The sequence below is a fragment of the Streptococcus sp. 17.1 genome (assembly GCF_016648655.1).
GTDB classification, from domain to species: Bacteria; Bacillota; Bacilli; order Lactobacillales; family Streptococcaceae; genus Streptococcus; species Streptococcus salivarius_E.
On the sequence record NZ_JACLQM010000007.1, the window covers coordinates 70197 to 88916 of the forward strand.

Consider the following 18720-nt stretch of genomic DNA (forward strand, 5'->3'; position numbering starts at 1 on the left):
GAAAGTAAAAAAGCTATGAGAAATCCCCATAACTTTGTAAATTATTGAAGCAATCTCGTGTTCTTAGAGAATATCACAATGCCATAAAAAGCCCAAAGGACTATTTGGAATTATCATATCATATAACGCTTCGACACAATTTAACGATTACTATATTGAGAAACAAACTTTACTCCTCAAGAAAGTTAGATGTTCCCAATGCTATCCGTAAGAGTACTTAAAACCTTGAAACATACTGATTTCAAGGTTTTTATAACGTGTTATTGTATCACCTAATTTCTACTGATTTCCATAGATCAAACCTTTCGTGATTTTTTCATATAGGTGGGTACGTTTCTATTCCCTCAAACTCCTTGTCAATGGAAATAAAAACGTACCCACAGTGTAAATGGAAATAGAATTTGAGAATTCCTAACTATCACTTCCACTCACTCCAAAAATTACTTACTCTAATACTTCCCCACCATAAAGCAAAAAGCCTTGCAATCAAGGCTTTTCATTATCCCTTTCGTTCAAAGGTTCTAGGCTTTTACGAGCAAAGCTACACACTCCACGTGGTGCGTTTGCGGAAATAAATCAACCGGTTGTACTTTCTTCAATTCATATCCCAATTCTTGGTAGAGTTTGATATCACGCGCCATTGTTGCTGGGTTACATGAGACGTAGGTAATCTTTTCAGGTTGCATGGCAACACTGGCTTTAATAAAGCTTTCTGTCAAGCCCTTGCGTGGTGGGTCCACAATGATAACGTCTGGTTTGATGCCATCCTTGCTCCACTTGGCCATGGCATTTTCGGCTGAGTCCGCCACATAGTGGGCGTTAGTAATGCCGTTGCGTTCTGCATTTTTCTTAGCATCTTCGACGGCTGTTTCGATGACTTCAACGCCATAGACTTCCTTGACCTGTTTGGCGAACGACAAACCGATTGTCCCGATTCCTGAATAGGCATCAATAACAATGCTGTCGCTGTTTAGGTCTGAGAAGTCAATGGCTGTTTGATAGAGTTTCTCAGCCATTTCGGTGTTAACCTGATAGAAAGACTGGGCAGAAATCTCATAGTCATTACCCAACATACTGTCTGTGATGGTGTCTTGACCATAAAGGGTGCGGAACTCCTTGCCAAAGATGGCGTTAGTGTTCTTATCGTTGATGTTTTGGATGATAGAAACAACATTTGGGAAGGCTTCCGTAATCTTAGCAATGACTTGGTCAATACGGAAAATTTTTGGTCTAGTCGTTACAAAGACCAGCATCATCTGACCTGAATAGTGGCCACGACGAACCACCAAATGACGAATTAACCCTGTCTGCTCCTTCTCATCATAAGGTTTGAGGTCATAGCGGCGAAGAAGATCACGGACAAAGACAATGAGTTTATCAATTTCCTTGTCTTGGATGAGGAAATCTTCAATTGGAATCAAGTCGTGAGAATTCTTGCGGTAGAAACCTGTTTCAAGCTGACCTTTAACACGGCGAACGGGCACTTGCGCCTTATTACGGTAGGCGTAAGGCGTCTCCATCCCCAATGTTTCAGCGACCTCTACGTCTGAGATACCTGCTGTCTTATAGAGGTTGTCCACAACTTGTTTACGCTTGAACTTGAGCTGCTCCTCGTAGGTCATATGGCCAAAATCAGCAATCCCTGAACGGAGGTAGGTCGCATCAATATCCTGATTACGATTTGGTGAAAGGGTCACATAATCCTCAACCTTACCAAAGCCGATATTTTTCTTGAGCTTAAGCACGCGCATCTTGATGACTTCACCTGGAAGGGCATTATCCACGAAAAAGACAAAGCCGTCCACCTTGGCAACACCTGCTCCTTCATGTGTCAAATCGACAATTTCAACTTCTACAATATCGTTTTTATTTAACATAATTCAACTTTCTTTACTTTTATGGGGCTTAAACATACCTTCAAAAGCCTTTTACTACCCTCCATTATAGCACATATAAATTAAATTTATGGCTGGCCATAAATAATATAGATTTTTCAGAAAAGTCATACAGTGCTATCATAGGTCCATGACAAAAAATTAAACGACTCAGCAACTTGTCTAGATGTCGTTTCTATATAAAGGAGAATAATCATGCCAGATATTACCATTCATACAATCGAAACTGCACCAGAAGAAGTCAAAGACGTCCTTCAAACAGTCAAAGATGCTAATGGGGGATACATTCCAAACTTGATTGGTCTCCTTGCTAATGCGCCAACTGCGCTTGAAACTTACCGTACTGTCGGTGAAATCAACCGTCGCAATTCATTGACACCAACTGAACGTGAGGTTGTTCAAATTACAGCTGCTGTTACTAACGGATGTGCTTTCTGTGTGGCAGGTCACACAGCCTTTTCAATCAAACAAATCCAAATGACACCTCAACTCTTGGAAGCTCTTCGTAACCGTACACCAATCGAAGACGATCCAAAACTTGATACCCTTGCTAAATTCACTATTGCCGTGATCAATACCAAGGGTGCTGTTGGTGACGAAGCCTACAATGACTTCTTGGAAGCTGGCTACACTGCTCAAAATGCCCTTGATGTTATCTTGGGTGTCAGCCTTGCTAGCTTGTGTAACTACGCTAACAATCTCGCACAAACACCGATCAACCCTGAACTTCAAGAATTCGCTTAATTCAAAACCAAAGGATAAACTAGAGGAGGACCTAAGCCTATGTCACATTTTTCAAAAGAATTCCTTACTTGGTTGGATACCAACGCTGACCATATTGACCAAGAGTCTGGACCCATTGCGGACCAACTTCTTGAAAAAATTGCTGCAAACGACGTCTTTAAAATCGGCGTACCTGCTGAGTTTGATGGCCTAGGTGGTGGTCCTACTCAAGTTGTTGATGTGCTTGATGAATTGGCACAACACTCTTTGACAGCTTCCTTTATTTCTTGGGGACACCGTACTTTCATCGAGTATATCCTAGCTAGCGACAATGCTTATCCTCGTGAAACATGGTTGAAAGAATTGTATACCGGTGAGCGTGCTGGTGGAACTGGCTTGTCAAATGCGGTCAAATTCTTGTCAGATATTGAAGAATTGAATGTTACCATTAGTCAAGAAGGTGATGACTACTATCTTGATGGTCGTTTGCCTTGGGTAACTAACCTACGTTCTGATAAATTCGCTGCTCTCTTTGCTGCTGACTTTAAAGATGGTAGCCAACCTTGGATTATCACCATTCCATCTGAAGCTGAGGGTCTCAGCCGTTCTGAAGATTTGGAATTTGTTTCCCTTCAAGGTGCTAACACTGCCTCTCTTACTTTCGATCACGTTAAGTTAGATCCTAATTGGATCCTTTCAAAAGAAGGTACAGACTATATTGCTAAAACACGTCCGAACTTCCTTGGTTTCCAATTTGGTCTTGCCTTTGGTTTGGCCAAACGTTCTCTTGATGAGGTTGAAGCTAGTCTAAACAGTAACCGTAGCGTTCTTCGTGAGGAATTTGAAGCTACACGTGAAAATCTTCTCGCTATCCAAGACCAACTCTTTGCAGGTCTTAATGATGCCGATTATTTCATTGACAAACCACGTGAACTTTTCCAATTGCGTATCGATATTGTCGACGTCGTAGCCAACAGCCTGCTCCTCGAACTTCAGGCTAGTGGTGGTCGTGGCTATTTGAAAGAATCAGAGTCAAGCTTTATCCGTCGTTGGAATGAAGGCGTCTTCCTTCCAATTGTATCTCCGAGTGCGGTGCAGCTTCGTCACATTCTTGCAGCTAGCTAGAAAGGCCGGTGGACCAATGATGGTATTTTTTAAGAAAATTCCCTTGGCCCTATCTAGTCTAGTTCTTGCCCTCTTTAGTTTATCCAATCAAATAAGCCACTATACCCTGATTGCTCAGGGTATTTGGTGTTTAGCCAGTATAGGTTTTATACTTATACTGGGACGCTTGATTCTTGGATTTGAACAAATAAGAGAAGATTTGCGAAATCCAGTCATTGCTTCGGCCTTTGCTAGTTTCTTTATGGCTGCCTTTCTATTTGCCAGCCGCCTCCCACTAGCTCAAACAGGATTGAGTGTGACTTGGCTTGGACTCCTTGGACTTTATATTGCCTATATTATTTTTTTCAGTCTGCGTTTTTTACGCCCATTTTCTTTGAATCAAGTCTATCCAAGCTGGTTCGTGGTCTATGTTGGCCCTGCTATCAGTCTTGTGACAGTACCGGCTAGTGTTCCAACTAGCATCAAGGGACTTATTCTGGGAGTAACGGGATTTGCGACTCTAGCCCTCTTTCCACTTGTTTTATGGAGAATGAGACAGATAGCCATACCTCACCTATATCGGCCTATACTTGCCATTTTAGCAGCACCTCTGGCCCTTCTCATTACCAGCTCAATCAAGAGTAATCAAAGACCTGCAACTATCATTTTACTTGCCCTACTTTTATTCTCACAAGCATTCTTTTTCTATGCTCTTGATCTCTTCGTAAAACTGGTTAGAAATGGTTTTATGCCACTTTTTGCAGCTTTTAGCTTTCCCTTGGTCAATAGTGTCAATGCTTTTAAGGCGGCCACTACCAGTCTTGGACTAGTCAATCCAGCTACCCAATTGGTTTATAAGGTAGAGTTCGTCTTCGTTCTTGTCATCATGACCTATTTGCTCTATCATTTTCTAAAACTCTTATACAAGGCGCTTATACAAGCTCTTAATACCAAAAAACAAGCAGGTTCAGTGTGAACCTGCTTGTTTTCTTATCTAAATCCTAGTTCTTTTAATTTTGACTGATAATTATCAAAATCAATTTCAATCCCTTGACCGCCATACAAATCATAACTGTCAATCCAATCACCATCCGAAGGAATGGTTTGCGAATTGATCCCTTTTTTGAAACTACCAGCATTTGAAAGTCCCAAATCCAACATATCAGTCATACTCATATTGGTTGAGGTCAGTGAGTAAACCTTCCCCAAAGCCTCAGGTCCATTGAAGAGATTAAGTGGATTCTTAAGCTGCTTCATAACAGCCTGCATCACTTGTTGCTGGCGCTTGGTACGGCCATAATCTCCCTCGTCATCCTTACGGAAACGAGCATAATTCAGAAGGGTGCGACCATCCATATCCTGCTTACCAACTTTAATGGTTTGATTTGGCACATGACCATTCTTGTCCATCTTCAAATCATCTGGGACTTGTACTGATGACACTTTTTTACCATCAATGGTCGCAAACTTCGCATTGATTTCCACACCATTCGGGAAGAGGGTATCGACCCCTGTCGCAAAGGTTTCAAAGTCAACCATGGCATAGTACTTAATATCAATGTCAAAGTTTCGTTTGAGGGTCTCACGCATGAGTTCTGCCCCTTGATGATTATTTTGCTCACCAATATTGAAAGCCGTATTAAGTTTCAAGTCCTGAGAATAGTCGGTTTCTGAAGCTCCCTTGATATTGACCAAGGTATCTCGCATAAAGCTAACCATCTTAATCTTACCTTCTTTATTGCCCACATTGACAACCATGATGGAGTCCGTTCTGGCATCGGTAGAGTCTTGGCTAACTCGCTGGTCAGAACCTAGAATAAGGATATTAACCCCATCCTTGGTATCCTTACCATTAAAGGTCTCAACTACGGCAGGCTGATAGGATTTACCATTATTACCTGCAGCAGAAAGGTCTGTTCCCTTGTAAAATTGATAGGCCATGGCTATCACTAAGAACACAACTCCAAGACTCAAGCAACTAAGCACCAGCTTAACAACTTTCTTGAGCCTTCTCTTTTTCTTTGGTCGCTTCTTCTTGGCTACTTGCGACTTGGACCTTGGAGCCGACATTGCTGAAGGAGTTGCTTGTCTTTGAACCTTTTTACGTTTAGGTTTACTTTGAGCGACTTCCTCCCGATAGACGGGCAAACCTTCCTCAGTTAGCTGATTGACAGACTCATAATCACGTTCTTGATAGTAGTCAGAACGATTGTCATAAGGCTGGCTCCATGCTGCTTGATAGTCCTCTCTTTGCGCTTGATACCGCCGCTCAGCTTCATAGGCATCCAACTTTCCTTGAAGATAATTGAATTCTGAGGCCTGCTGTCCATTCAGGTGAGCAAGATTTTTTAAAAGATAGCTGTAACGTAACCGTTCATGATGCGTAAACGGTCCATTGTTAGATTTGGTCATAAGATTTCCCTTTAAATTTCATAGACTTGGTAAGCACCCAAGATTTTATATCCAATTCCAACTGCAGTCAGCTCTTCAAGAGCGAACTGAGCCAACTTTTCCTTTGTATAATCACAATCAATAATAAAGAAATACTCGCCAAGTACCGTCTTCAAAGGACGACTTTCTATCTTGGTCAAGTCAATGCCTCGCCAGGCAAAGGTTGATAAGGCCTTGTAAAGTGCCCCTGGCATATTGTCAGGCAGGGTCAAGGCCAGCGTTAATTTGCAATCAATCTGATTGAGCGGAATCTCAGGAACGGTGTTCCCCAACACCCAAAAACGGGTATAATTCTTTTCAATCTCCTGAATATCCTTAGCCAAGATTTGAAGACCGTATTCCTTAGCAGCTGCATGCGGAGCGATGGCCGCATATGGCTGATCTGGATTATCAGCGACAAAACGCGCCGCAAAGGCTGTACTGGCTGTTGTCTCAATCTTGGCATGTGGAAAATGCTGTTTAATATACTTTTTCCCTTGGGCAATAGCCTGTGGGTGTGAGAAGATTTTCTCAATTTTCTCATGATGTTTCGTCGCCATCAACTGCTGCTTGATGGGCTGAACAATCTCTGCCACAGCACGAATATCGGCCTGATGGAAGAGATAGTCTAAACTCTCATGAACAGAGCCCTCAATGGAATTTTCCACCGGAATGACCGCATAATCCACACGTCCCTCTTCATAAGACTTGATAACCTCGGTAATGGTACCTAGAGAAACCAATTCTGCCTTAGGAAAAGCCTTTAAGGCTGCATTATGCGTAAACGACCCACTAGGGCCCAAATAACCTACATACATTTGATAAACCTTGCTACTTCTTCTGGCGTTCGGTTATCAACTGTGACAACCAAATCTGCTAAATCTTGATAGAGTGCCATTCGACCGTCATAAATAGCCTTAAAATCCTCTTTGGAATGATTGAGAAAGAGTGGGCGCTGATTCTTGGTATCCTTTTCAATGCGATCATAGACCACATCGAAAGAAGCATGGAGCCAAACGTTATGCTTACGATTTTTCGCCAAGAGCTGACGATTGCGCTCCGTCACAACGACACCACCTCCAGTAGAGATGATGACGTCATCTCCCTCTTGAAGGAGTTCCTCCAAAGTCTCAGACTCAATCTGACGAAAGGCTGCTTCACCTTCTTTTGCAAAAAAATCAGCAATGGACATGCCGATTTTCTCCTCGATGACCTGATCCATATCCACGAAACGACCATCCAGGTATGGGGCGACGGAACTCTTACCAACTCCCATAAAGCCCAATAAAACCTTAGCCATGGAGCAATCCTTCCAAGTCACTAAAGAAGCTTGGGTAACTTGTATTGATAGCTTCCGCACGTTGCAAGTCAACCTCACCATCTTGAACCAAAAGGGCAGCAATAGCTGTCATCATACCAATACGGTGGTCACCCAAGGTATTAACCTCTGCCCCATGAAGAGCCGTCTTACCAGTGATAATCATACCATCCTCAGTTGGTACAATATCAGCACCCATAGCATTCAAGGCATCCGCTACCACCTGAATACGGTCAGTCTCTTTGACCTTAAGTTCTTCAGCATCACGAATCACAGTCTTACCTTGAGCTTGTGTCGCCAAGAGTGTGATAATTGGAAGTTCATCAATCAAACGTGGAATGATATCTCCACCAATTTCAGTTCCTTTAAGTTCTGAAGTTTCAACCGTAATGGTCGCAGATTTTGCAACCTGGTCAATATCTGAAAGGGTAATCTTACCACCCATGTCTTTGATCACATCAATGATACCCGTACGCGTCTCATTGATACCAACATTTTCCAAGACAATCTTAGAGTTAGGTACCACAAGTCCTGCTACCAACCAAAAGGCAGCTGAAGAAATGTCACCTGGGACCACAACTTCTTGAGCAGTGAAAGTTTGGCCACCAGAAATACGAATTTCCTTGCCATCTACCTGAAGCTGACCACCAAACTGCTGAATCATATCTTCCGTATGGTTACGTGTTTTTTCCTTCTCGATGATAACAGATTCGCCATCAGCTTGAAGCGCTGCAAAAATAAGGGCAGATTTTACCTGAGCAGAGGCCACAGGCAATTGGTAATGAATAGGTTTAAGAGACTTGCTACCGTGCATTTTCAAAGGTGGCAAATCACGGTCTGTTTGACCAGAAACCTCTACACCCATCTGACGCAAGGGAATGGTCACACGGTCCATCGGACGTTTTGAAAGGGAATCATCTCCAAACATTTCCACATCAAAATCTTGACCTGCAAGCACACCTGAAATCAAACGAATCGATGTTCCAGAGTTCCCCATGTCCAACTTGTTTTGAGGAGCCTTGAGACCATCAAAACCAACACCGTGAATGCGTACCACATCACCATCATCCTCGATAGTCACACCCAAATCACGGAAGACCTGCATAGTTGAGAGGACATCCTCACCTCGTAAAATATCACGAACAGTTGTCACACCTTTGGCAAGACTTCCGAACATGATAGAACGGTGACTGATTGACTTGTCACCAGGGATACGCAAGCTGCCATGAAGACCTTGGGCTTTGGTTTCTAGTTTCATAGGTTACTCCTGAAAATTTTATAGTTACTCTCATTATACCATAATCGAAAGCCCAACCATAGACTGAATTGTCAAAATATTCACTCTCTAGTATTGCCATACTTTTCTTTCAGAAAGGCAACTGCTTCTTGAACACGGTTCCGAATCAAGTTAGCAGACTCCTCCAAAAGACGATTTTCCTCAGCCGACAAAGACAAGCGAACTGGAGCAGCCACCCCATGACGCCCTAGGATGACTGGATAGCCAAGATAGGTTTGATAAGCTTCTTGATAGCTAGATACTGCCACCTCTTCTTGAGCGTCAGAAAGGATAATTGTCACCAAACGAAGAGCAGCACTGGCAATACCGTAAGACGTATAGCCCTTACCATAAAAAACCTTATGACCACCCTTCATGGAAGCCATAAAGAGATTTTGACGTTCTTCTTCGCTGGTCAATTCTGTAATGTCTTGCCCTTTAACCTTGACTTGACTCCAGGCAGTAAATTGGGAATTCCCATGTTCGCCAAGATTGTAGCCAGATACTGATTTGGGATTGACTGACAAATCGTCTCCTACCGCTGCCTTCATTCTCGCCGTATCGAGTAGAGTCCCTGTCCCAATCACACGTTCTCTTGGCCAGCCTGTGAATTCCTGATAGAGGGCTGATACAGCATCTACAGGATTCGAGATAACCAAGAGTATGCCTTTAAAATCCAATTTTTTAAGTTCCTGAGAAACCTGATAAACAGCTTCTCGAGTAAATGGAAATTCAGCAAAGCGGTCCTCACCAGCATTGTGCTGTAACTGAATGTTTCCAAGAGATGAAATAATCACATCAGCATCTTCAAGTGCCGTATAATCATTGACAACAATTTTTGCATAGCTAGGTAGATTTGCCATGGCATCCTTAAAATCCTGGGCATCTGCCTCGGCCTTCTTCTCATTGATATCTATAAAGACATAACTATCAGCCAAGCCTTTAGCAATTGCTCCATGAGCTACTGCAGCTCCAACGTTTCCCATACCAATAATTCCAATCTTACGACTCATCATTTTCCTCCTTAATGTCTCTAGTTTCTTCCTTAAACAATCTCTTTTGAATGCAGAAAAGGGCCTGTCAATTGACACACCCTCTCTGATTAACTATTCAATTCTTGCAAAGGTTTGAAGATGATACGTTCAATATCATTCAAATAAACAGACAAACCTTGTTGTGCAGCCAAGTATTCTTTCAAAAGGGCATTAGCTTCTACTTTTTGACCCAATTCTTGAACAGCTGCTTGTTCTTCTGCTGTTGGCATTGTTCCAGCTTGCATTTTAGCATAGAAATCCTCTTGGAAATCAGTAAACTCTTTGAAAAGAGCGCTAGCTTCAGCATCAGCTGCAATTGCTTCTTTTTTCTCTACCAAAGTTTTGTACTCAGGAAGGGCACGAATGCCACGTTCCAACTCATTTGCTAAATCATAAATATTTGTCATTTTATTCTCCTAGGCGATCACCACATGATAGTCGGTATTGGCTTCAATAACAGTCTTAGCATGTGTGCGATCTTTTTCATTTTTAAAAGTAATTTGTAGGATACCGTGAATATCCTCACGATTTTCCTCATTAATACGAAGGTTAACCAAAGACGTTCCTCGTAGCAATTCCATAATGCTAAGGATAACGTCTTCTCGGTCAGGCACATCCACGAAAATATCGAAGGCACTTTCCACGCCACCTTTTTTGTGAATTTCCATCTCTTTACGTTTCTTACGACCATTGTCAAAGAACTCCCAAATGGCATTCTCATCTTCAGACTTAATCAAGTCAGCCACATGGTCCAAACGTTTTTTGAAATCTTCAATACGATCCAAAACAGCTGGCCCATTGGTCATGAGAATGGAAGCCCACATACCAGGTTCACTTTCTGCAATACGGGTCATATCTCGGAAGCCCCCAGCCGCAAAGTGATTGGTCATCTCGTGAGCCTGAGCATAATCAGCTGCCTGCTCCATAAGTCCAGAAGCCAAAAGATGTGGGAAATGACTGATTTGACTGGTTACACGGTCATGTTCAGCCGCATCAATCTCCACAAATCGTGACTTAAGCCCCGACAAGATATCCTTAAGCTCAGGAATAGTTGTCTCTCTTGTTAGACTTGTCGGTGTGAAAATATAATAGGCATTTTCAAAAAGTGTCACGTCGGCTGCAATAGCCCCTGATTTATGAGAACCAGCCATAGGGTGAGAACCTACAAACTGAACATTTTTACCTGTTAGGTAACGTTCAGCTGCCTCAACGATATCCAACTTAGTAGACCCTGCGTCTGTGATGATGACATCATCTTTGAGTTCCAAGTCAGCCAACTCCTTCAAGTAGGCCACAGTTTGCTTAATCGGCACTGCAAGGATAATCACATCAGCAAGTGGGGCAAACTCTTTGAAATCACTTGTTGCACGGTCAACGATACCACGCTCAAGCGCAATATTTCGGGAATAGTCAGAGCGATTATATCCAAGAATCTCATAATCAGGGTGGTCCCTTTTAATCCCTAAGGCCAAGGAGCCACCAATCAAGCCCAATCCTGCGATATAAATAGTTTTCTTACTCATTACTACTCCCATCTATTGTCTGATGCTGCTTAAAAGTTTTTCACATAGGCACGGTGACGTGCTACCGCTTCTTTCAATTCTTCCATGTTGTCAGAAGAGAATTTGTCCAAGATTTCATTGGCTACGACTGTAGCGACTACGGATTCCATAACGACACCCGCTGCAGGCAAGGCCGTTGGATCTGAACGCTCGACTGTTGCCTTGTATGGTTCATGTGTTTCGATATCTACTGACATCAATGGCTTGTATAGGGTTGGAATAGGTTTCATAACCCCACGGACCACAATCGGTTGCCCGTTGGTCATACCACCTTCAAAACCACCAAGGTTGTTAGTGCGACGCGTATAGCCATCCTCTTCATTCCAGAGAATCTCGTCCATTACTTGAGAGCCCTTGAGGTAGCCATCCTTGAAACCAAGTCCAAATTCTACACCCTTGAAGGCATTGATGGATACAACTGCTTGAGCAATCTTAGCATCAAGTTTGGTATCCCATTGGACATAAGAACCAAGGCCAACAGGGACGCCGCCAACAACAGTTTCAACGACACCACCGATTGTGTCTCCCTCTTTTTTGATTTGGTCAATGTAATCTTTAATTTCTTGTTCACGTTCTTGGTTAACAACTGAAATCTCTGATTGTTGAGCCAATTCCTTGATTTGAGCTACTGTCAAATTCTCAGGCACATCAATTTCCTTACCACCAAAGACAACAACATGGTTAGCAATTTCAATATCAAGCTCAGCCAAGATACGTTTAGCAACAGCACCTACTGCCACACGCATGGTTGTTTCACGCGCACTAGAACGCTCCAAGGAATTACGCAAATCATCGAAACGGTATTTCATTCCGCCAACCAAGTCAGCATGTCCTGGACGTGGGTGAGTGATTTTACGTTTGGTTTTCAAACGGTCCTCAATATCTTCCACAGCCATGATGTCCAACCATTTTTGATGGTCCTTATTGATAACGTGAAGGGTGATTGGAGCTCCTGTTGTTTTCCCATGACGAACACCAGAAGTGATTTCAACCTTATCAGACTCAATTTTCATACGGCCACCACGACCATAGCCACCTTGGCGGCGTTTCAAATCAGTATTGATATCTTCAGCCGTCAAGGGAAGACCAGCTGGAACACCTTCGATAATTGCTGTTAAACGTGGGCCGTGAGACTCACCTGCTGTTAAATATCTCATTTATTTCTCCAAGTACTCTTTCATTTCGACTAAAGGAATCTGATTGATAGCTGCCTTACCAATCTCGGGAACGATAACTGTCTTAATGTTATTACCACGGGCTTTCTTGTCATGTGTGAGGGCTGTATAGAGCTCTTCAACACGCCATGGCTCATAGTCCACTGGCAAACCAAATTTAACACACATCTCAGCAATTTGACGTGTGATTCCCTGAGGCATTAGACCTTTTTCCTCAGCAACACGAGAAATCTGAACCATTCCGATAGCTACCGCTTCACCATGCATGACTTTTCCGTAACCAGCTGTTTGTTCAACGGCATGCCCAATCGTATGACCAAAGTTGAGGTACATACGGACACCACCTTCAAACTCATCTTCAACCACAATTTTACGCTTAACGTTACATGAACGGTAAATAATGGTTTCTGAGTTTTCTAGGATACTGTGAACCGAACCATCAATGCTTTCAAGCAAGTGCCAAAGCTCAGGGTCATCAATCAAACCGTATTTGACAACCTCACCCATACCTTCAATCAATTCACGTTTACCAAGTGTCTCAAGAACATTAGGATCAATCAAAACCCCATCAGGCTGAGCAAAAGTTCCCACGATATTTTTAGCAAATGGTGTGTTCACACCTGTCTTACCACCAATAGATGAATCCACTTGGGCAGTTAGACTGGTTGGAACCTGAACGAAATGAATCCCACGCATATAGGTTGAAGCGACAAAGCCTGCTAAGTCTCCAACAACGCCACCACCAAGAGCAACAATGCCATCACTACGAGTCATGCCATTCTTAATCAAAAACTCATAAGCCTTGTTAACAGTCTTAAGATTTTTACTCGCTTCACCTTCTAGGAAATCAAAAACGACAACCTCAAAACCTTCGTGCTCCAGGCTAAGCTTAACTTTTTCTGCATATAGAGCTCCCACATGATTGTCCGTAATAAGGGCAATCTTTTGTGGTTCCCAAAGTGACTTCACCCATTTACCGACAGTCTTAAGGGCTCCTTTTTCAATAATAATGTCATAAGGGTTATGTGTTAAATTTACCTCTAGTTTCATCGTCGTTCCCTCCTAGCTATTGTAAATATTTTCTAATTCCTGCCAAATGGCGTCTGTTGGCATGTCCTTGCCTGTCCACAATTTAAAGGCACCTGCTGCTTGATGAAGCAACATGCCAAGGCCGTTCACAGCCCCTATTCCCTGTTTTCTAGCCAAGGCCAAGAAAGGTGTTTCAAAAGGCTGATAAATGATATCAGCAACCAAGAGTCCCTTAGGAAATTTTGTATCTGTAGGAATAGGCAAGGATGCGCCATCCATACCTACACTCGTCGCATTCACCAATAAATGAGCTTGGCCTAGTTCCTCTTTAAAATACTTAAGATCATTTAAAGCATGAAACTCCAAGTGACAAGTTGTCTGTTCAAGTAGTGACTTAAAGCTCTCTTTTGCCTTATCCAATGACTGAGGGCGAACATAGACACTTACTTTTTTGGCACCATCAAGAACTGCCTGCGTCACAATAGCTTTAGCCGCACCACCAGCACCCAAAATCATCAGATGGGCATCTTTAGGGCTAAAGTTCTTTAGACTAGCAAAAAAGCCAAAACCGTCTGTATTATGACCAATCAAACGCCCATCACGATTAACAACTGTATTGACAGCACCAATCAGTTGAGCTGCAGGACTAATCTCATCCAAAAAAGGAATGACTGCTTCCTTATATGGCATGGACAAATTGATACCGAACATGTCGTAACGTCTAATATTTTCAACTGTCTCGGCTAGGTCTGATTCCAGAATCTCCCAGGCCACATAAACACCATTAACTTGTGTCTTCTCAAAGGCCGAATTATGAATGAATGGCGAAATCGAATGCTTGATTGGATTGGCGACAACAGCTGCTAGGCGTGTGTGTCCATCAATCTGCATCCAAAACCTCCCTGATTCTGCGCATGTCTGCTAAACTAATTTGTCCTGGAGCACTGGCATTATCAAGACTGGCAAAGGTCCATGATGACCCTATCAAGTCGCCCGCAAAACGTGACAAACGACCTAGTTTACCCATTGACATGGTCACAAACTCCTGCTCAGGATTAAAGGCCTTAAAGCCACGTGTGAAGTTCATAAGGTCGAGAACATCCTGCTCATTCTTAGGCATAACTGCCACCTTAACCACTCGTGGTGTCAAGTTTGCCATCTCAGACAAAAGTTCCATGAGGTTTTCAGGTGTCTCCTCAAAGTTATGATAAGACAAAACCAAGTTTGAAAATTCAAGCATTTGATCAAAGACAGCCTTACGTGTGAAATACTCAAAATCAATATAATCTGGCGAGTAAATCGCAGCTACATCCTTAATCAGTGCGACATATTCCGCATCCGTTAACTCAAGCCTACCACCCTCACGCGTTGTACGGATGGTAAAGATAATCTCAAAGCCTGCGAATTTCTCGAAAATAGCCGGAGCAACCGTTAAGATACTATCCTTATCTAAAAAATCTGCACGCCATTCAATAATGTCTGCCCCCTCAAAACGAGACAGTTCAAGCGCTTGTGCCTCCTCTAAACTAGTTGGCATAATCGGAACTACAATTTTCATTTATTTACCTTTATTGTGTATACTTTCAAATAATTTGATGTTGGATCATTAGGATTGACGGTAAAATCCGCTGGTAATTGTTGCAGGTTAACGAAGTCCGCTGAAACATCTCCCAAGCCCTTACGTAGTTGTTTCTTAAACTGTTGCACTGTCATATTAGCAGCATTGGTACTTGCGATGATTGTCCCATGCTCTGATAAAATATCAAGACTTTGTGCAATTAACTTGTGGTAATCCTTATTTGCTGAGAAAGTGCGTTTCTTATTTCGAGCAAAGCTTGGCGGATCGATGACGATAAGGTCATAAGATAAGCCTTTTTTCTTTGCATATTTGAAATAATCGAAGACATCCATCACGACCAAGCGATGATTTTCCATACTGAAGCCATTAGCTTCAAAATGAGCCGTCGATAATTCACGTGAACGCTTAGCCAAATCAACCGATGTCGTTTCAACCGCTCCCCCCATAGCTGCAGCCACTGAAAAAGCTGCCGTATAGGAGAACATATTCAAAACTGATTTTCCCAAAGCTAAGCCATTAACTAAGCCATCACGCACTTCATGCTGATCAAGGAAAATCCCCGTCATTAGCCCATCATTGAGGAAAACTTCATAAGTTACCCCATTTTCTAAAATGGTGAAGGTATCAGCCGCCTCTTGCCCAAAAAGATGGTCTGATTCGAAATCAAGACCCTTGAAGCGGATTTTCTCATAGCCTCCCAAGACCTCAGGAAAGACCATTTGGAAAGCATCTACAATATCATTTTTCAAGGAATAAACAAAGGCATTGTACCATGAAAAGAGGGCATAATCCCCATATAAATCAATTGTGAGACCACCAAAATCGTCACCATCTTGGTTGAAAAGACGAAAAGCTGTCGTCAACTCATTATCATAATAGGATTGACGTTTGGCCTTAGCCCTTTCAAAAAGTCCTTGAAAATAAGTCACTGTCAATTGTTGTTTTTTAGGGGACAGAAACCATCCTATCCCCTTATTTTGACTTGACAAATAGCCCGTTCCTAAAAAGTCTTTGGATTGGCTATATAGATAAACCAACTGATTATTTTCAGTTATATTTGGAAAATCTTCGGCTAAAAGAAGCTGTTTTCCTTGTTTGATTTTTTTCTCCGCAAAGGGACTTACCGTCAATATACTCATGTTACTATTATACCAAAAAAATGCTATTATTTCTGTTTCGTGACTAGATTTTATCAATTATATGTCAAGGAATATCACACTCAATGGCAGTAAATTTTTGAGAGTCATTATCTTATTTGGTATAATGATTAAGATAATATAGAATCAAAGGAAGTATTACTTTGAAAAAAATTACTGAAGCCTTTTGGAAAGGAGTTTCATCAAGACTTGGATTTATCCTCTTGTTACTCTTCTTTTACTGGCTAAAAACCATATTCGCTTATTACGTCAACATTAATCTTGAGTTGGAAAGCAGATATCAGGTTATGCTTTCGCTGATTAACCCTATTCCACTAGGATTAATGCTTCTAGGTTTAGGACTATACTTCAAGAAACGACGTTTCTTTTATAGTATTACCATTGCTATCTATGTCATCCTTAACCTCTTACTTATCGCTAATGTGATTTACTTTGGAGAGTTTACAGACTTCATCACTGTAAATACCATCCTAGCAAGTTCTAGTTCGGCAGCAGGACTAGGAGACTCCGCCAAGAACCTTCTTGAGCCAAGCTATCTCTTCTACCTGATTGATGTACCTTTCTTCATCTATGCTGGTTTCAGGAAGAAGCTTAAAATGGACAGCAAGCCATTTAATAAACGAGCTAGTTTCGCAGTTACTGCACTATCAACACTCCTACTCTCAGTTAACCTCTTCTTAGCGGAAGTTAACCGTGGCGAGTTGTTGACACGTGGTTTCTCAAATAACTATATTGTCCGTGCTATGGGGCTTCCCTTCTTCACAGCCTATTCTGGTAACTTAACTTATCAAGCTTCACAGGCTCGGTCATCTGCAACAGCTGAGGATATGAAAAAGGTTGAGGCTTACGTTAAGGAGCACTATGCGGCACCTGACCCTAAGTATTACGGAATTGCTAAAGGAAGAAACGTCATCGTTATTCACTTGGAAAGCTTCCAACAGTTCCTCATCGATTACAAGCTCAAAGTAGACGGTCAAGACTATGAGGTTACACCATTCATCAATTCCATTTATCACTCAAATGAAACTCTAGCCTTTTCAAACTTCTTCCACCAAGTTAAATCAGGTAAAACTTCTGATGCTGAAACCTTGATGGAAACGTCTCTCTTTGGACTAAGCACAGGCTCATACATGGTAAACTATGGCGGTACCAATACAGCCTATGCTGCACCATCTATCCTAGCTCAAACAGGCGATTATACATCAGCTGTTTTCCATGGAAACACTGGATCCTTCTGGAATCGTAATAATACCTATAAACAATGGGGGTATAATTACTTCTTTGACTCATCAGCCTTCACTGAAAAAACTGATGAAAACTCCTTCCAGTATGGTCTAAATGACAAGTACATGTTCCCAGATTCCATCAAATATCTGGAACAAATGCAACAACCTTTCTACGTTAAATACCTTACAGTATCTAACCACTACCCATACACTTCACTCTCAGGCGATGAAAAGGAACAAGGTTTCCCACTCGCTGAAACAAAAGACGAAACAGTCAACGGATATTTTGCAACAGCTAACTATCTTGACTCAGCAATCAAAGACTTCTTTGATTACCTTAAGGAAACCGGTCTTTACGACAACTCGATTATTGTCATGTACGGTGACCACTATGGTATCTCTGATACACGAAGCAGCAATCTTGCTGAACTTCTCGGTAAGAACCCTGAAACTTGGTCAAACTATGATAAAGCCATGCTTCAACGTGTTCCTTACATGATTCATATTCCAGGCTATACTGGTGGTGGTATCTCTAACACCTTTGGTGGTGAGGTTGATGCCCTTCCAACTCTCCTTCACGTTCTTGGCGTTGACACTAGCTCTTATATCCAGATGGGACAAGACCTCCTATCTCCTGATAATAAGCAAACCGTCGCATTTAGAACCTCAGGTCAATATGTTACTCCTCAATACACCAGCTACTCTGGTCGACTTTATAACACTCAAACAGGGGAAGAAATTACCAACCCTGATGAGACAACTAAAAAAGATAACGAAGCCATTCGTAAGGCAGTAGCAACTCAGCTTTCGATGAGTGACGCTGTTCAAACAGGTGACCTTCTTCGTTTCTATACGCCAAACGGTTTGAAGCATGTTGATTCTAGCAAGATTTCCTACACTAAACAGATTGATCAACTAAAAGAAATCAATAAAAAGCTGAAAGATAAATCAACCAGCCTCTACAAACAAAAAGGCAATAAATCGACAGCTGATCTATTCAAGACCCCATCTTACAAGGAACTACATCCTGCAGAATCTGAATCAAGCTCAAGTTCAAGTGAATCAGAGTCTAGTAGCTCTTCAACGGAACAACAATAAGCCTTAAAAGCAGTCCTATTTGGACTGCCTTTTTAGATTAAACAATTATCAATCGTACTTAACTAGAAAATCATAATCCTCATAGCACTCGCCTCAAACATATTTCTTGCTAGT

General features: G+C 42.1%; 17 protein-coding genes. 4 read left to right on the forward strand and 13 right to left on the reverse strand.

Going from position 1 to position 18720, the window contains the following annotated elements; genetic code table 11:
* Positions 1-521 precede the first annotated feature (521 nt).
* Complete coding sequence (gene rlmD / locus H7T99_RS05915) at positions 522-1877, reverse strand: 23S rRNA (uracil(1939)-C(5))-methyltransferase RlmD (RefSeq protein ID WP_037603964.1); 1356 nt, start codon at positions 1875-1877, stop codon at positions 522-524.
* Positions 1878-2090: 213 nt separating this feature from the next.
* Between rlmD and H7T99_RS05920 the strand changes: the two genes are divergently transcribed.
* The 3 genes from H7T99_RS05920 to H7T99_RS05930 are packed head-to-tail and all read left to right on the forward strand — an operon-like array spanning position 2091 to position 4698.
* The gene (locus H7T99_RS05920; RefSeq protein WP_002885920.1) at positions 2091-2639 is read left to right on the forward strand and encodes a carboxymuconolactone decarboxylase family protein; all 549 of its coding nucleotides are present in this window, start codon (positions 2091-2093) and stop codon (positions 2637-2639) included.
* A gap of 39 nt (positions 2640-2678) precedes the next feature.
* Positions 2679-3743 (forward strand): acyl-CoA dehydrogenase family protein, encoded by a 1065-nt coding sequence (locus tag H7T99_RS05925; RefSeq protein ID WP_037603965.1) that lies wholly within the window; start codon positions 2679-2681, stop codon positions 3741-3743.
* 16 nt (positions 3744-3759) lie between these two features.
* Entirely contained in the window at positions 3760-4698 is a 939-nt protein-coding gene (locus H7T99_RS05930; protein WP_037603966.1) for an ethanolamine utilization protein EutJ, read from the forward strand.
* Between the two features lie 14 nt (positions 4699-4712).
* Here the strand turns inward: H7T99_RS05930 and H7T99_RS05935 are convergent, their stop codons facing one another.
* From H7T99_RS05935 to H7T99_RS05990, 12 genes are all read right to left on the reverse strand, one after another.
* Positions 4713-6134 (reverse strand): LCP family protein, encoded by a 1422-nt coding sequence (locus H7T99_RS05935; RefSeq protein WP_037603968.1) that lies wholly within the window; start codon positions 6132-6134, stop codon positions 4713-4715.
* Between the two features lie 11 nt (positions 6135-6145).
* Positions 6146-6970 (reverse strand): prephenate dehydratase, encoded by an 825-nt coding sequence (gene pheA, locus H7T99_RS05940; RefSeq protein ID WP_037603971.1) that lies wholly within the window; start codon positions 6968-6970, stop codon positions 6146-6148.
* Complete coding sequence (locus tag H7T99_RS05945) at positions 6961-7452, reverse strand: shikimate kinase (protein ID WP_014634149.1); 492 nt, start codon at positions 7450-7452, stop codon at positions 6961-6963. Before H7T99_RS05945 ends, pheA begins: the two co-directional genes overlap by 10 nt.
* Positions 7445-8728, reverse strand: a complete 1284-nt coding sequence (gene aroA, locus H7T99_RS05950) for a 3-phosphoshikimate 1-carboxyvinyltransferase (RefSeq protein WP_037603974.1) — start codon at positions 8726-8728, stop codon at positions 7445-7447. The genes H7T99_RS05945 and aroA overlap by 8 nt, the downstream gene beginning before the upstream one ends.
* Positions 8729-8808: 80 nt before the next feature.
* Positions 8809-9759: an L-lactate dehydrogenase gene (locus tag H7T99_RS05955; RefSeq protein WP_037603976.1), complete on the reverse strand. Its 951-nt coding sequence runs from the start codon at positions 9757-9759 to the stop codon at positions 8809-8811.
* A gap of 89 nt (positions 9760-9848) precedes the next feature.
* A complete protein-coding gene (locus H7T99_RS05960; RefSeq protein WP_002890462.1) occupies positions 9849-10187 on the reverse strand; it encodes a YlbF/YmcA family competence regulator in 339 nt (112 codons plus the stop codon).
* 9 nt (positions 10188-10196) lie between these two features.
* On the reverse strand, positions 10197-11303 hold the full coding sequence (locus H7T99_RS05965) for a prephenate dehydrogenase (protein ID WP_037603978.1): 1107 nt from the start codon (positions 11301-11303) through the stop codon (positions 10197-10199).
* A 29-nt stretch (positions 11304-11332) separates the two neighbouring features.
* On the reverse strand, positions 11333-12499 hold the full coding sequence (gene aroC, locus H7T99_RS05970; protein WP_037603981.1) for a chorismate synthase: 1167 nt from the start codon (positions 12497-12499) through the stop codon (positions 11333-11335).
* Entirely contained in the window at positions 12500-13567 is a 1068-nt protein-coding gene (aroB, locus tag H7T99_RS05975; protein ID WP_037603983.1) for a 3-dehydroquinate synthase, read from the reverse strand.
* A gap of 12 nt (positions 13568-13579) precedes the next feature.
* Positions 13580-14437, reverse strand: a complete 858-nt coding sequence (locus H7T99_RS05980; protein ID WP_037603986.1) for a shikimate dehydrogenase — start codon at positions 14435-14437, stop codon at positions 13580-13582.
* Positions 14427-15104 (reverse strand): type I 3-dehydroquinate dehydratase, encoded by a 678-nt coding sequence (aroD, locus tag H7T99_RS05985; protein ID WP_037603987.1) that lies wholly within the window; start codon positions 15102-15104, stop codon positions 14427-14429. The genes H7T99_RS05980 and aroD overlap by 11 nt, the downstream gene beginning before the upstream one ends.
* On the reverse strand, positions 15101-16264 hold the full coding sequence (locus H7T99_RS05990) for a class I SAM-dependent rRNA methyltransferase (RefSeq protein WP_037603989.1): 1164 nt from the start codon (positions 16262-16264) through the stop codon (positions 15101-15103). The genes aroD and H7T99_RS05990 overlap by 4 nt, the downstream gene beginning before the upstream one ends.
* Before the next feature lie 161 nt (positions 16265-16425).
* Between H7T99_RS05990 and H7T99_RS05995 the strand changes: the two genes are divergently transcribed.
* The gene (locus H7T99_RS05995) at positions 16426-18606 is read left to right on the forward strand and encodes an LTA synthase family protein (protein WP_037603991.1); all 2181 of its coding nucleotides are present in this window, start codon (positions 16426-16428) and stop codon (positions 18604-18606) included.
* Positions 18607-18720 lie beyond the last annotated feature (114 nt).

Bases quoted from the DNA above. Each gene is read 5' to 3' on its own strand.
- H7T99_RS05990 (WP_037603989.1), bottom strand. From the start codon at position 16,264: ATGAGTATATTGACGGTAAGTCCCTTTGCGGAGAAAAAAATCAAACAA.
- H7T99_RS05980 (WP_037603986.1), bottom strand. From the start codon at position 14,437: ATGCAGATTGATGGACACACACGCCTAGCAGCTGTTGTCGCCAATCCA.
- aroC (WP_037603981.1), bottom strand. From the start codon at position 12,499: ATGAGATATTTAACAGCAGGTGAGTCTCACGGCCCACGTTTAACAGCA.
- aroA (WP_037603974.1), bottom strand. From the start codon at position 8,728: ATGAAACTAGAAACCAAAGCCCAAGGTCTTCATGGCAGCTTGCGTATC.
- aroD (WP_037603987.1), bottom strand. From the start codon at position 15,104: ATGAAAATTGTAGTTCCGATTATGCCAACTAGTTTAGAGGAGGCACAA.
- H7T99_RS05935 (WP_037603968.1), bottom strand. From the start codon at position 6,134: ATGACCAAATCTAACAATGGACCGTTTACGCATCATGAACGGTTACGT.
- H7T99_RS05965 (WP_037603978.1), bottom strand. From the start codon at position 11,303: ATGAGTAAGAAAACTATTTATATCGCAGGATTGGGCTTGATTGGTGGC.
- pheA (WP_037603971.1), bottom strand. From the start codon at position 6,970: ATGTATGTAGGTTATTTGGGCCCTAGTGGGTCGTTTACGCATAATGCA.
- H7T99_RS05920 (WP_002885920.1), top strand. From the start codon at position 2,091: ATGCCAGATATTACCATTCATACAATCGAAACTGCACCAGAAGAAGTC.
- H7T99_RS05960 (WP_002890462.1), bottom strand. From the start codon at position 10,187: ATGACAAATATTTATGATTTAGCAAATGAGTTGGAACGTGGCATTCGT.
- H7T99_RS05930 (WP_037603966.1), top strand. From the start codon at position 3,760: ATGATGGTATTTTTTAAGAAAATTCCCTTGGCCCTATCTAGTCTAGTT.
- H7T99_RS05925 (WP_037603965.1), top strand. From the start codon at position 2,679: ATGTCACATTTTTCAAAAGAATTCCTTACTTGGTTGGATACCAACGCT.
- rlmD (WP_037603964.1), bottom strand. From the start codon at position 1,877: ATGTTAAATAAAAACGATATTGTAGAAGTTGAAATTGTCGATTTGACA.
- H7T99_RS05945 (WP_014634149.1), bottom strand. From the start codon at position 7,452: ATGGCTAAGGTTTTATTGGGCTTTATGGGAGTTGGTAAGAGTTCCGTC.
- H7T99_RS05955 (WP_037603976.1), bottom strand. From the start codon at position 9,759: ATGAGTCGTAAGATTGGAATTATTGGTATGGGAAACGTTGGAGCTGCA.
- aroB (WP_037603983.1), bottom strand. From the start codon at position 13,567: ATGAAACTAGAGGTAAATTTAACACATAACCCTTATGACATTATTATT.